Here is a 12,692-nt window from a genome sequence, read left to right on the forward strand (position 1 = left end):
CGCGCGCTGGTGGTCAACTTGGCTAAACAATAGCACATCCAGCCCGGCCAGGCGATTGCCCGCAACCCGCGGCCGTGGCAAAATGCCCCCATCAACTCGTAAACGGCGGAGAAACCATGAACCAACCCGAGCCATACATGACCGACGATCAACTGCGCGCCATTTTCGCTGGCCTGGAGCGTCACCATCTGCACGCCATGTTCGGCGTCAAGGTCGAGCGCGCCGCCGATGGTCAGGCCGTGGCGCGCTGCACTCTGGGCCAAAACCACATGAACATCCTGGGCTCGATCCACGGCGGGGTCTATTATGTTTTGCTGGATGTGGCCTCATATTGCGCGGCGTTGACGGTTTTGCCCGTCAGCGCCAACGCCGCCACCATCGATATTCATGTGTCGGTGTTGCGGCCGGCCAAGATCGGCGACGAAATGGAGCTGCGCGGCGTGGTTCGCAAGCGTGGTCGCAGCCTGATTTTTCTGGAATCGCAAGCCCTGGTCAACGGCAAGCCGGCCGCCCTGGCCCACGTCACCAAGAGCATCGCGCCCTTTGACATGCGAAAGCTGATGCAGGCCGGCTAGGGCCAGAGCGGTCGCTCGGCCAGGGCCCGCCACAGGTCGGCGGCGTCGGCCTGAGGCAGCGGCCGGCGCAGCTCGGCCAACGCATCCTCGACATAGGCCGGCCGACGCATGCCCAGCAACACGCAGCTAACGCCCTTGGTCGCCCGCGCGGCGCGCAGGGCCGTCTGGGCCAAACCGCCATCGGCGGCGACCCACGGCCCGAAACGTTCGCCAAAGCCTTTGGCGATCTGCTGGGCCTGCTTGGCGGCCATGGCCTGATAAAGGGCGTCGATGGCCTGGTGCAGGGCCGTGGCGCTCTGGCCCAAACGCTCCAGCCACTGGCCGACCGCCGGCGCGTCCCCGGCGGCGCGGGCCACGGCCTGGCGCACGAACTCCAGGCGCGGCCGCAGATAGCCGTCGCGGATGGTGGCCCATTGCTCCAGGCCGCTGAAGCTGTCCCAGTGGCGCCCCAGACCTTCGGCCGCGGGCAAGGCCGCCAGCGCCTCGGCGGGCAGACGGCCGGCTTGGGCCAGGGGCGCTAGCAGTTCTTGACCTTGGGCCTCCAGGGCGGCAAGCTCGGCCAAGCCGTCGACGATGGCCCCCGGCGGCGGCGCGGCCACGGCCGGCCCCTGGGCCAGGCGCACGAGGTGACCGTCGGGCGTCATGGCGTTGAGCGGCCGGTTGATCAGCACGGCCAGGCCCTGAGCGTGGGCCATGCCCAGAAAAGTCTGGCCGCCGGGCTGGTTGACGTTGACCGCCGCGCCGGGCTCCAGCAGGTTCAGCGGCGTCTGGGCGGCCAGGAAATGATGCCCCGGCCCCAGATCCTCGGCCAGGGCGCAGACTTGGCTCAGCGAAACGAACTCGGGGTCGGCCGGGCGATGGCCCATGGTGTTGGAGCTCAGCCCGTGCCAGCCGATGCGCCCGGCCTTGGCCTCGCGCTCCAGATGCATCATGGCCGCCTTCAGCCGGCGGTAAAACTCGGCCCTGGCTTGGTCCAACTCCAGGCCCTGTTTTTGCGTGGCCCAGCCCAGATAATATTCCGGATTGTGGAGCAAATAGACGTCGATGCGCTCCACCCCCAGGCGCTCCAGGCTGCGGCCGATCTGATCGGCCAGAAAATCGGGATGGATGCAGTGCTCCAGGTTGGGGCCAAGCTCCAGCAGTTCGGGAAAGGGCCGCCCTTGCTGGCGACGGCGCTGGCTGAGGGCAAGGTTGAAGCCTTGCAGGTAGCCGCCCTTGCTGACGATCACGACCTGCTCGCGGCGCGGGCGGCCGCGCTGGCCAAGTTCGGCCAGGGTTTGGCCCACCAGCATCTCCGAGCCGCCGTCGGCGTAGTTGGCGCTGGTGTCGATGAGGTTGACGCCGGCCAGCAACGCCGCCTCCAGGGCTTGGCGCTGATCGGGCTCGGAGGGCCCAACGCGGTAGCAGCCAAAACCGATCCGGCTGACCACCAACCCGCTGCGACCCAGCGGCCCATGGGCCAGGCCCACGCGGCTCAGGGCCTTGGCCGTGGCCTCGGCGCTGGCCGCCTTTTCGTTCAGAACGCGCGCCATCTTCGCCCTTTCCTAACCCAGGCCGTATTTTTTCATCTTGTAGGCCAGATTGCTCTTGGTCAGGCCCAAGGCCGCCGCCGCGTGGGCGGCCACGCCGCCGGCCTCGCCCAGGGCCCGCTGGATCATGCGCTTTTCCAGATCCTCGACGGCGTCATTGATGGACATGCCCTCGGGCAACTCTGGCCCCACGCTTTTTTCGCCGCGCCCGCCCTGCATCTCCAGGGGCAGATCGCTGGCGGTGATCTCGCCGCCGGCCAGGATCACCGCCCGTTCCAGGGCGTTTTCCAGCTCGCGCACGTTGCCGGGCCAGGGGTGTCGGTAGATGGCCTGCATGGCTTCTGCCGAGACCGTGGGCGGCTGGCGGCCAACCTCGGCGGCGTATTTTTTGACGAAATGGGCCACCAACAGCGGTAGATCATCCGTGCGCTCGCGCAGGGGCGGCATGTCCAGGCGCACGACGTTGAGCCGATAAAACAAATCCTCGCGGAAAGCGCCTTTTTTGACCATGGCCCCCAGATCGCGGTTGGTGGCCGCCACGATGCGCACGTCCACGGCGATGGGCTGGTTGCCGCCCACCCGCTCGAAGGTGCGCTCTTGCAGCACGCGCAACAGCTTGACCTGGGTGGTCGGCGATATCTCGCCGATCTCGTCCAAAAACAGCGTGCCGCGATGGGCCAGCTCGAAGCGGCCCTTGCGCCGCTCCGTGGCGCCGGTGAAGGAGCCCCTTTCGTGGCCGAAGAGCTCGCTTTCCAGCAAAGTCTCGGTGATGGCCATGCAGTTGACCGCCACGAAGGGCTCCTCGGCCCGGCTGGAGCGCGAATGCAGGGCCCGGGCGATGAGCTCCTTGCCTGTGCCGCTTTCGCCGGTGATCAGCACCGTGGCCTTGGCGTCGGCCACTTTGTCGACCAGGGCGAAGACCTGGCGCATGGGTTTGGATTGGCCGATGATCTCGCCATAGCCGGCCAATTCTTCGCGCAGCAGGCGATTTTGGGTCATCAACCGACGCATGCGCAGGGTTTTTTCGGTGGTCAGCAGCAGTTCGCGGTTTTCGAAGGGCTTGATGATATAGTCGGTCGCGCCCAGCTTCATGGCCTCGACGGCGTTTTCCACCGTGCCATAGGCGGTCATGACGATCACCGGCAGGTCCGGGTGGTCGACTCGCAGGGCCTGAATCAGCTCGATGCCGCTCATGCGCGGCATCTTCATGTCGGTGATGACCAGGTCTGGTTCGTCTTCATCGGCCAGGCGCAGGGCGGCCTGGCCATTGTCGGCGGTGCGCACGTCATAGCCCTCGCCGCGCAACAAGGCCTCCAAAACGACCAGATAATTTTTTTCGTCGTCAACCACCAGAATGCGATTCACGCCACCCCCCTCATGATCATTGTTGCGCCAAGGCCAGCCGCACCTTGATCCGCGCGCCGCCCAAGGGGCTGGATTCGATGGAAAGCTTGCCGCCGTGGCTGGCCACGATGCTGTTGACGATGGAAAGCCCCAGGCCAGTGCCTTTTTCCTTGGTGGTGAAAAACGGCTCGAGGATTTTGGCCCGGGCCTCGGGGTCGATGCCCGGCCCGCTGTCGTCGACGCTCACCACGCCCCAGTCCACGCCGTCGTGGGCCTCCACGAAGGTGGACACGCGCAGTTCGCCGCCCTGCTCCATGGCCTGGACGGCGTTGTTGAAGATATTCAAAAATGCGCGGTAGAGCAGATCGGCGTCGCCGACGACGATCAGCGGTTGGGCCTTGAAATCGCGCTGGACCACGATGCCCAAGCGCTTGATCTCCGGCTCCAGCACCAGCAGATTGCGGCCCAGCACCTCGTCGAGAAACACCGGCGTCAGGTTGGGCCGCTGGGGCCGGGCAAAGTCGAGGAACTCAGTGACGATCTGGTTGAGGCGGTTGCTCTCCTCAACGATGACCCCGGCCAGGGGTTTGGAAGCGCTATCGGCCCGCGAACCCAAAAGCTCGGCCGTGGAGCGGATGATGCCCAGGGGGTTGCGGATCTCGTGGGCCACGCCGGCGATCATGCGTCCCAGCGAGGCCAGGCGTTCGGATTGATTGAGCTGCTCCAGAAGCTGGGCCCGCTCCTCGGTCTGGCGGGCCATCACTCGCTGGCCGCGCATGACGATAGTGCGCAAGATGACAAAGAGCACCACCATCATCACCATCAGCGCGGCCATGACCAAAAGCTGGCCGTGCCAGACCTGCTGGAAATCCTCGCTGACGTCCATCTCCAGCTCGAACACGGCCCGGGGCGGGCCAAGCTCGGCCGTGCGGCGGCGTTGGTCGCGCAGGGGCAAGAGCGTGCGCATGGTTCGTTTGGGCCCCGGCCCCAGGGTGAACATCTCCACGCCCGGCTGAAGCGAGTTGTACGAGCCGCCTGACGAGGCGATGCGGAAGGCCCCGCTCTCGTCGCCCACCCGGCCGATGTATTCGGGCTGGGTGCTGTAGATGATGTTGCCATCGAGATCGAGGATGTTGACCTTTAGCACGCGGAAGGTCTGGGTGTCGTCGGTGGCCAGGGGGATGGTGTTGCGCACCACGGCGTCGAGCAGCTTGAACTGCTCGGGCTGGCCCACGTTGACCCCGCCGTATTCGCGCAAGGCCGTGACCACGAAGCGGTTCATCACCTGGTGGTTGAGGTTTTCGGCCAAAAGCTGGGCGAACTGGCCCTGCTTGGCGATGACCATCTCGGTGTTGCGCCGGCTGACCGTCCAGGCGATGACCAGAGCGAAAAGCAGGATGATCACCAGGCTGGTGACCGAGTAATACTCCACCAACTGGAATGACTGTTCGCCGGAAATTTCCGGCTGCCGCCGCTGGCCCGCGACGCTTTCGGCCCCTGGTTTCAAGCCCGCTCCCCGGCCGCGCTCAGATCAAAAATCTGTCGCCGGCGTCCATGGCCCGCACCTGCGCGGCCTGATCTTCGAAGCCCTGGCGGCCCATCAGGCCATAGGTCAATTGCTTGCCCAGCTCCACGCCGGGCTGGTCCAGCGGGTCTATGCCCAGCGCCGCGCCGGCGGCCACCGTGGCCAGTTCCAGCAGATAAAAAACCTGGCCGATGACGTTGGCGTCGATGCGCGGCAGGCGCAGGCTCAGGCTGGGCCGGCCCTGACGGGCCAGGGCGGCGGCGGTGGCCGTGGCCTCGGCCTTGATCAGACGGCTCATGGTCTGGCCGCCCAGGTAGGACAGCCCGGTCAGCTCGGGGTGCAGGGCCGGGATGGTCAGATCACGGCCGTAGTCGTCGATGGTCAGGAAGCAGATCAGCTTGTCCTGGGGGCCTTCCATGTATAGCTGCAACTGGCTGTGCTGATCGGTGGCGCCCACCGCGGCCACCGGCGTCTGGCCGACGTGGACTTCCGCGCCGTCCAGGGCCTTGGCCTTGCCCAGGCTCTCGGCCCAGAGCTGGCCGAACCACTGGGCCAGGCCAAGCAGATCGCTGGCGTAGGGCATCATCACGAAAATATTGCGCCCCCGCCGGAAACTCTCCACGGCCAGGGCGGCCAGCATCAACGCCGGGTTTTCGCCCAAGACCGGCGATTGGCAGCGCCCAGCCATCTGGGCCGCGCCCTCCAGCAGGGCCGCCACGTCGTGGCCGGCGCAGGCCAGGGGCAACAGACCCACGGCGCTGAGCACCGAATAACGGCCGCCCACGTTGGGCGGCACGCTCAGCACGGCGATGTCGTCACCGGCGGCGATGATCTTGCGCAGATAGCCGGCCTGGGGATCGGTGGTGAAAACCAACCGGCGCAGGGCCTCCTCGCGGCCCAGCTTTTGCTCCAGCATCTGGCGGGCGGCCAGATATTGGCTCATGGTCTCGGCGGTGGAGCCGCTTTTGCTGACGACGTTGAAGGCGGTCGCGCGCGGGTCGAGGTTGTCGAGCAGGGCCGCGAACATGCGCGGGTCGGAGTTGTCGGCCACGAAAAGGCGCATGGCCCCGGCCGGCCGGGCAAAGGCGTGGCGCAGGCAACCGCCCAGGGCCATATCCACAGCCGTGGCCCCCAGGGCGCTGCCGCCGATGCCCAATACAACGAAATTCTCGCAAAATTCGCCTAGGCGCTTGGCCTCGGCCAGGATCGGGGCCAGGCCGTCCTGGCCCATGAAGGGCAGATCCATGAAGCCCAGCTTGCCGGCGGCTTTTTGCGCGGAAACCACGGTCATGGCCCGCTCGAACTCCGCTTGCAAGCGGGCCAGGGCGGCGTCGTCCAGGCCGGCGGCCGCGCCGAGCCGCTCGGCGGCGCAGAATCCATAGTCGAGTCGCACGGGTTGGTTGGCCATGACATCGCCTCCAGTATCCGACCCTGATCGGCCAAGGGTGTGTTTTATATCACATGGACGGGCTTGGCCCGCGCATCTATTTGAATAGAGTATACTTTAGCGTTGCGTTGCAAACAAGTGACACCCGATTGACAAAAGCTCCAAGCTGGGTTAAAAAACCAACGTAACCACGTCAACGGCGGCGCATAGGCTATCAAGGAGATAGTGGCATGAAGGATAAGCTTGACCGTCTGGCCGACCAGGTTCTAACCCTTGACGATCACGAGCTTAGCCAACTATTGCCCGACATCCAAAAGCGCATGCAACACTGCGACCACAGCCCCGAATGGGAGCGCTCGGTGGTCGCTTTCTTTTTGATCAACGCCATGCGTTTCAAAAACAACGCGGCCCTGCGATGTAGCCAGGCCGCGCCGCCGTCCGAGGAGCGCCCTCGTCTGCGCCTGGTCAAGTAGTCTCGTCGCCTTTTTCCTTCTTGCGCAAGCGCGCCCTGGCCTGGACGATCTGGGCCATCCTCTCGCCGATGAACTTTTCGCGGCCCCGCTGGGTGGGGTGATAGTATCTCTTGCCGACAAGCTCGGGCGGCATGTATTCCTGGCCGACCATGGCCTCGGCAAAGTCGTGCGGATATTCATAGCCCTTGCCGTAATCGAGGTTTTTCATCAACTTGGTCGGGGCGTTGCGGATCTGTAGCGGAACCTCCAGCGGGCCGAAACGCCGCACGTCGTCGCGCACGGCCTTCATGGCCGCGTAGACGGCGTTGGATTTGGGGGCCAGGGCCAGGTAAACCACGGCCTGGGCCAGCATCAGGTCGGCCTCGGGCAGGCCGATCTTGTCAAATGCCGACCAGGCGGCCACCAGCTGATTAAGAGCGTATGAATCGGCCAAGCCCACGTCTTCGCAGGCGAAACGGGTCAGCCGCCGCAGAATGAAGTGGGGATCCTCGCCGGCTTCGAGCATGCGGGTCAGCCAATAGAGCGCCGCGTCCACGTCGGAGCCGCGCAGGGATTTGTGAAGGGCGCTGATCAGGTTGTAGTGTTCCTCGCCGGCCTTGTCGTAGCGCAGCATGCGCCGGCCCACGGCGTCCTCGGCCAGGGCCTGGTCGATGCGCTTGAGCCCGCCCAGGCCTAGCGGCGCGGCCTCCACGGCCACCTCCAGCGTGCCCAGCAGACGGCGGGCGTCGCCATAAGCCGCCTGGATCATATGCTGTTTGGCCTCCGGGGTCAGCTCCACGTCGCGGCCGCCCAGGCCGCGCTCGGCGTCGGCCAGGGCGCGCTCCAGGATCAGCGCCAGATGGTCTTCTTCCAGCGGATGCAGCACCAGCACGCGCAGCCGCGACAACAAGGCCGGGGCCACCTCGAAGCTGGGGTTTTCGGTGGTGGCGCCCACCAGGGTGATCACGCCCGATTCCACGTGGGGCAAAAAGGCGTCTTGCTGGCTTTTGTTGAAGCGATGGATTTCATCGACAAAAAGCGTGGTGCGCCGGCCACCCTTGAGTTTGGCCCTAGCCTCTTCCACCGCCCGGCGCACGTCGGCCACGCCGCTGAGCACCGCCGAAAACTCGGTGAAATCGGTGTCCCACAGCTGGGCCAGCAGCCGGGCCAGGGTCGTTTTGCCCGTGCCGGGCGGTCCCCAGAGGATCAGCGAGATGGGCCGGCCTTCCTCCAGCAGACGCCGCAGGGCCTTGCCCGGGCCCAGCAGGTGGTTCTGGCCGACGATCTCGTCGATGGCCCTTGGGCGCATGCGCTCGGCCAAGGGGGCCACGCCGGACGAAACATTGCCGGATTCGCGCTCGAAAAGGCTCATGAAGCAAACCCCAGCGCCTTTTTGACCCGCCGCCAGGGGCTCTCCGGGCGCAAGAGCGCGCGCACTTGCTCCAGGGCCGGCCTGGTCGCCGCCCTGCCCCGTTCCATGAGCAGTTCGCCGGCCATGAAGTCGGCCCAGTGCACCTCACCCACATCGGGCTCGATGACCAAATCGGCGTCGCGCAGCATGCGCCGGGCCAGGTGATACGATTGAATCTCGCCGGCCCGCAGATATGTTTCCAGGGCCTGATCGGGGATGCCATCGGAAAACACGTCGCGGTCGACGTTGACGGCCACGATCTTTTCGTGGCCCCGCCGCCGGGCGCAGGCCGTGGGGATCAGGCAGGCCACGCCGCCGTCCATCAGCCAGCGGCCGCCCACGTTGACCAGCGGCGCGATGCCCGGCACGGCCGAACTGGCCAACACGGCCTTGCGCAAGGGCCCACGATCGAAAACCACCGGCTCGCCGCTGTGCACGTCGGTGGCCACGCAGGCAAAGGGCAGCGGCAGATCCTCGATGCGCGCATCCGGCAGAAAAAAGTCGACCGATTCCTGGAAAAACTGGCCGCCCATCACCGAAGGGCCCATCAAAAACGAGCGCAAAAGCCAGCTCTGCACGAAAAGCCGGCCCACTTTGTCGACCAGGCTGCTGGCCGAGCCGTTTTCGGAGCTGGTTACGAGGCTGCGCAATTTGGCGTCGCGGGCCAAGTGCGATCCGGCGTATTCGATGACCTTGGCGCGCATCCGGTCCGGCGTGAGCCCGGCGGCGAAAGCCCCCCCGGCCAGGGCCCCGGCGCTGGCCCCGATGATCGAGCGAACGGGCACGCCGCCATCCCACAAAACCTCCAACACGCCCACGTGGGCGAAGCCCCTGGCCCCGCCGCCGCCCAAAACCAAATCCACGCCGTAGGTTGCGTTGTCGCGCTTCATTTGTCCGTGCTTTTATGTTTAAGCTTTACAAACATAACGGCCCTGGCTATATTTAGCCCCGCGTCCGCGTTGGCGGACGACATATTTGGTTTATACCAAAAATTCAGCATAGAGGGTGGTGATCGCGTGCAGGTCCAAGTCATGGACAACAATGTCGAGAAGGCCATCAAGGCCCTTAAGCGCAAGCTGACCAAGGAAGGCGTCTTCCGTCAGCTCAAGGAAAAGCGCTGGCATGAAAAGCCCTCCGACATGCGTCGGCGCAAGCAGCGTCAGGCGCGTCGGCGCATGCGCCGGCAAATCGCCAGGGCCCGGGCTCGCGCCGAGGCGCGTCGGCATTTCTAGTCCGGCCTGACATTGCAAAAGCCGCATCTGGGCGGTCTCCCCTTGGGGGGCCGCCCAGTCGCGTTTCAGCCCCATAGCCCCAGCAACATCCGCGCCGCGCCCACGCCGAAATAGACGCTGAAGCCCAAAAGCGTCACCGCGCAACAGCCGATGATCACGCGATATATTCCATCGCTGAGCCAGCGCCGGCCCTTGGCCACCGCCAGCGAGACCAAACCGTACCACACCAGATCGGCGCTGATGTGGCCCAGATAAAACACCACCACGCCCAAAGCGCCCCAGCGCGGATCGCGGGCCACCACCAGCAGCGACAGCCCCACCGTGGCCCACCACAAAATGAAATAAGGATTGGCCGCGCTGAGGAGCAGGCCGTCGGCCACCGGCCCCCGCTTGACCGCGCCCTGCCCGCTGGTCACCGCCGCCAGGCTGGCGCGCGGCAGGCCGCGCAGCATGCCCACGGCCATGTGCAGCAAGATCAGCCCGCCCACCACGCCGATGGTTCCGGCCACGGCGTCCAGGCCCAGCAAAGGCCCCAGCCCGGCCAACAGCGCCGCCACCAGCGTCACTTCGATGATCCCGTGGCCCAAAACGATCAGCGGCCCGGCCCAAAAGCCCTGACGCACGCTGTGGGTGATGGTCATGGCCAGCACCGGCCCAGGCATCACCGCCCCGGAAAAACCGATGGCGAACGAGCTGAGCCCCAGGCCCCACAGGCCCATGCCGGTTGCCAGAGATACGCCGTCCATGCCCGCCCCTACGAGTACTTGCACCAAGGCGCGTGGATCTTGACGTAGCCGACCACCGGACAATCACAATCGGTGGCCGCGCTGGGCGGCTGGCAGACCGTCCACTGCCCGGCCGGGGGGCCGCCCCGTTGGCGGCATGCCGGGCAATCGCCGTTTTCATCCAGCGCCGCGCCGCAGGCGGGGCACGGCTTGCCGATGGTTATGTCAAAGGTTTTGGGCATTGCCTTCAGTCCAAACGCCTGGCCGCGGCCTGGTAGAAGGCCAAAAAGGCCTGGCGCGCGGCGTGGATGTCGGCCTTGTGGCCGATCTCGAAGGGCGAATGCATCGACAACAGCGGCGGCCCGGCGTCGATGACCTCCATGCCGTGTTCGGCCAAAAACTTGGCGATGGTGCCGCCGCCTCCCTCGTCGATCTTGCCCATGGCCGCCACCTGCCAAGGCGCGCCCGCGCCGTCCCAGACGCTTCTGATCCAGGCCACGTATTCGGCGTCGGCGTCGCTGGTGGAGTATTTGCCGCCGGAGCCGGTGTATTTGCTCAGAGCCACGCCGTGGCCCAGGAGGGCGGCGTTGCGCTTTTCGTGCAACTCGGGGTAGTCCGGGTCCAGGGCCGCGGCGGCGTCGGCGCTGATGGCCTGGCTGGCGGCTAAAACGCGGCGCACGGCCAGATAGTCGGCCGGCTGGCCGGCGGCTTCGAGGATCGAGGATACCATCAATTCGAAGACGCGGCTGCGCGCGCCGGTGGCCCCTTCCGAGCCCACCTCCTCTTTGTCGACAAACAAGGCCACGGCGGTGTGAAGCGGATTTTGCAGGTCCAGGATCGCCGCCATGGCCGCGAAGGCCGCGGCGCGGTCGTCCTGGCCGTAACCGCCGACGAACGCGCGGTCCAGGCCCACGTCCCTGGCCGGCCCGGCCGGCACGATCTCCAGCTCGGCGCTGATCAGGTCGTGCTCGGTGAGGCCATATTCGTCGTAAAGCCTTTGAAGCACGGCCATTTTGACCTTTTCGCCTTTTTCGTCGCTATCCAGCGGCAACCCGGCGATCAGCAGGTTCATGCGCTCGGCCTCGAAGGCCTCGTTGACCTTTTTTTCGCCCTGGCTGCGCCGGCTGAGGTGGGGCAAAACGTCGAGCACGGTGAACACCGGGCCGTCGGGATCCTCGCCCAGGGCCAGGGGCACGACCCGACCATCCTTGGCGCAGACCACGCCCAGCAGGGCCATGGGCCGGGCCAGCCACTGGTATTTCTTGACGCCGCCGTAGTAATGCGTCTTCAGGAAGGCCAGGCCCTGGTCTTCGTAAAGCGGGTTCATCTTCAGGTCCAGGCGCGGGGCGTCCAGGTGCGCGCCGATGATGCGCAGGCCCGCCGTCGCCGGCTCCTTGCCCAAAACCACCAGCGCCGCCATCTTGCCGCGAAATTCCAGAAACCAGCGTTTACCCTTGGCCTTGGCGCCCAGGGGCGCGAAGTCGGCCTCCAGGGCCTGGCGCTTGATTTCGGTCACGGCCAGGCGTTCGGTCTTGGCCACGCTCAAAAAACGCTTGTAGCGTTCGGCCAGGGCCATGATTTCCTTGCGCTGGGCGTCGGAAGATGTTTCCCAAATATTTTTGGGCTGATAGAGCAGTTTCTCATTCAACTCGTCAAGTTTTTTCTTGCTCAGCTTGGCCATGGGCCCTCCCCGCCTGGGCGCGAAACATCGTCAGCGCATGATTAAGCTAATACTCCACGGCGGCCCACCCTTCAAGGCCGGGCGTCGGATGGCGCGCATTTTTGGGCCAACAGAAATATCTCCACGTTGCCCTTGGGGCCCAGGATGGGGCTGGGGCATTGACCCAGCACTTCCAGGCCCAGCTCGCGCAAGCAGTCGGCCACGCCGTCCACCGCCTGCTGGCGCGCGGCCGCGTCGCGAACCACGCCGCCCGAGCCCACGTGCTCGCGGCCGGCCTCGAACTGGGGCTTGACCATGGCCAGCAGCCGGCCGCCCAAGGCCAGGCGGGGCGTGATGTTGGGCAGCACCAGGCGCAGGCCGATGAATGACACGTCCATGACGATCAGCCCGTAGGGGCCGGGGGCCACTTCAATGGCCATGTGGCGCACATTCTGTCGCTCGATTGCCTTCACCCGAGGGTCCACGCGCAGCTTCCAGGCCAACTGACCATAGCCCACGTCCACGGCCGTGACCTCGGCAGCGCCCCGTTGCAGCAGACAGTCGGTGAAGCCGCCGGTGCTGGCGCCCACGTCCAGGCAGCTCAATCCGGCCGGATCGAGGCCGAAATGATCCAGCGCGCCAGCCAGCTTGAGCCCCCCCCGCGAGACATAGGGGTGCTCCGGGCCGTCGACGCTGACGGCGGCCTCGGGCTCGACGCTTTGGCCGGGCTTGCGCGCGGTCTGGCCGTCGATTCGGGCCAGGCCGGCCATGATCAGGGCCTGGGCCTTGGCCCGGCTGGGGGCCAGGCCAAGCTCCACCAGGCGTTGATCAAGGCGGGTGCGGCTGGCCACG

At 66.0% G+C, this 12,692-nt stretch carries 13 protein-coding genes; 3 read left to right on the forward strand and 10 right to left on the reverse strand.

From position 1 onward, the window contains the following. Window positions 1-116: 116 nt before the first annotated feature. A complete protein-coding gene (locus tag DEBA_RS17065) occupies window positions 117-575 on the forward strand; it encodes a PaaI family thioesterase (protein ID WP_013258720.1) in 459 nt (152 codons plus the stop codon). Here DEBA_RS17065 and DEBA_RS17070 read toward each other — a convergent pair. Genes DEBA_RS17070 through DEBA_RS09575 form a run of 4 tightly spaced genes read right to left on the reverse strand, consistent with a single transcriptional unit; the run spans window position 572 to window position 6,381 of the window. Further along, window positions 572-2,107, reverse strand: a complete 1,536-nt coding sequence (locus DEBA_RS17070; RefSeq protein WP_013258721.1) for an aldo/keto reductase — start codon at window positions 2,105-2,107, stop codon at window positions 572-574. The two genes, DEBA_RS17065 and DEBA_RS17070, sit on opposite strands and share 4 nt — an antisense overlap. Window positions 2,108-2,119: 12 nt before the next feature. Next, window positions 2,120-3,469, reverse strand: a complete 1,350-nt coding sequence (locus DEBA_RS09565) for a sigma-54-dependent transcriptional regulator (RefSeq protein WP_013258722.1) — start codon at window positions 3,467-3,469, stop codon at window positions 2,120-2,122. Between the two features lie 16 nt (window positions 3,470-3,485). Further along, window positions 3,486-4,955, reverse strand: a complete 1,470-nt coding sequence (locus tag DEBA_RS09570; RefSeq protein ID WP_013258723.1) for a two-component system sensor histidine kinase NtrB — start codon at window positions 4,953-4,955, stop codon at window positions 3,486-3,488. A gap of 19 nt (window positions 4,956-4,974) precedes the next feature. After that, a complete protein-coding gene (locus DEBA_RS09575; protein WP_013258724.1) occupies window positions 4,975-6,381 on the reverse strand; it encodes a glucose-6-phosphate isomerase in 1,407 nt (468 codons plus the stop codon). 209 nt (window positions 6,382-6,590) lie between these two features. On the opposite strand from DEBA_RS09575, the gene DEBA_RS09580 reads away from it, so the two are divergent. Then, window positions 6,591-6,833, forward strand: a complete 243-nt coding sequence (locus DEBA_RS09580; RefSeq protein WP_013258725.1) for a hypothetical protein — start codon at window positions 6,591-6,593, stop codon at window positions 6,831-6,833. Here the strand turns inward: DEBA_RS09580 and DEBA_RS09585 are convergent. Together DEBA_RS09585 and DEBA_RS09590 are read right to left on the reverse strand one after the other, a co-directional pair. Continuing rightward, window positions 6,826-8,184 carry a replication-associated recombination protein A gene (locus DEBA_RS09585; protein WP_013258726.1) on the reverse strand — a complete coding sequence of 453 codons (1,359 nt, stop codon included), beginning with the start codon at window positions 8,182-8,184 and terminating at the stop codon, window positions 6,826-6,828. The two genes, DEBA_RS09580 and DEBA_RS09585, sit on opposite strands and share 8 nt — an antisense overlap. After that, window positions 8,181-9,113: a patatin-like phospholipase family protein gene (locus DEBA_RS09590; protein WP_013258727.1), complete on the reverse strand. Its 933-nt coding sequence runs from the start codon at window positions 9,111-9,113 to the stop codon at window positions 8,181-8,183. Before DEBA_RS09590 ends, DEBA_RS09585 begins: the two co-directional genes overlap by 4 nt. Before the next feature lie 126 nt (window positions 9,114-9,239). On the opposite strand from DEBA_RS09590, the gene rpsU reads away from it, so the two are divergent. Next, window positions 9,240-9,455, forward strand: a complete 216-nt coding sequence (gene rpsU, locus DEBA_RS09595) for a 30S ribosomal protein S21 (protein WP_013258728.1) — start codon at window positions 9,240-9,242, stop codon at window positions 9,453-9,455. A gap of 65 nt (window positions 9,456-9,520) precedes the next feature. Here rpsU and DEBA_RS09600 read toward each other — a convergent pair whose 3' ends face one another. The 4 genes from DEBA_RS09600 to DEBA_RS09615 form a co-directional block, all read right to left on the reverse strand. Beyond that, the gene (locus DEBA_RS09600) at window positions 9,521-10,201 is read right to left on the reverse strand and encodes a LysE family transporter (protein WP_013258729.1); all 681 of its coding nucleotides are present in this window, start codon (window positions 10,199-10,201) and stop codon (window positions 9,521-9,523) included. 8 nt (window positions 10,202-10,209) lie between these two features. After that, entirely contained in the window at window positions 10,210-10,422 is a 213-nt protein-coding gene (locus DEBA_RS09605) for a hypothetical protein (RefSeq protein WP_013258730.1), read from the reverse strand. A gap of 5 nt (window positions 10,423-10,427) precedes the next feature. Beyond that, window positions 10,428-11,861 carry an aminopeptidase gene (locus DEBA_RS09610; RefSeq protein ID WP_013258731.1) on the reverse strand — a complete coding sequence of 478 codons (1,434 nt, stop codon included), beginning with the start codon at window positions 11,859-11,861 and terminating at the stop codon, window positions 10,428-10,430. A 71-nt stretch (window positions 11,862-11,932) separates the two neighbouring features. Then, window positions 11,933-12,691 (reverse strand): TlyA family RNA methyltransferase, encoded by a 759-nt coding sequence (locus DEBA_RS09615; RefSeq protein WP_013258732.1) that lies wholly within the window; start codon window positions 12,689-12,691, stop codon window positions 11,933-11,935. Window position 12,692 lies beyond the last annotated feature (1 nt).

It is taken from the genome of Desulfarculus baarsii DSM 2075 (assembly GCF_000143965.1).
GTDB lineage: Bacteria > Desulfobacterota > Desulfarculia > Desulfarculales > Desulfarculaceae > Desulfarculus > Desulfarculus baarsii.

What these genes read in the sequence shown, in the direction of transcription:
- DEBA_RS17065 (WP_013258720.1), top strand. Translation starts at nt 117, where the DNA reads ATGAACCAACCCGAGCCATACATGACCGACGATCAACTGCGCGCCATT.
- DEBA_RS17070 (WP_013258721.1), bottom strand. Translation starts at nt 2,107, where the DNA reads ATGGCGCGCGTTCTGAACGAAAAGGCGGCCAGCGCCGAGGCCACGGCC.
- DEBA_RS09575 (WP_013258724.1), bottom strand. Translation starts at nt 6,381, where the DNA reads ATGGCCAACCAACCCGTGCGACTCGACTATGGATTCTGCGCCGCCGAG.
- DEBA_RS09580 (WP_013258725.1), top strand. Translation starts at nt 6,591, where the DNA reads ATGAAGGATAAGCTTGACCGTCTGGCCGACCAGGTTCTAACCCTTGAC.
- DEBA_RS09585 (WP_013258726.1), bottom strand. Translation starts at nt 8,184, where the DNA reads ATGAGCCTTTTCGAGCGCGAATCCGGCAATGTTTCGTCCGGCGTGGCC.
- DEBA_RS09590 (WP_013258727.1), bottom strand. Translation starts at nt 9,113, where the DNA reads ATGAAGCGCGACAACGCAACCTACGGCGTGGATTTGGTTTTGGGCGGC.
- DEBA_RS09600 (WP_013258729.1), bottom strand. Translation starts at nt 10,201, where the DNA reads ATGGACGGCGTATCTCTGGCAACCGGCATGGGCCTGTGGGGCCTGGGG.
- DEBA_RS09605 (WP_013258730.1), bottom strand. Translation starts at nt 10,422, where the DNA reads ATGCCCAAAACCTTTGACATAACCATCGGCAAGCCGTGCCCCGCCTGC.
- DEBA_RS09610 (WP_013258731.1), bottom strand. Translation starts at nt 11,861, where the DNA reads ATGGCCAAGCTGAGCAAGAAAAAACTTGACGAGTTGAATGAGAAACTG.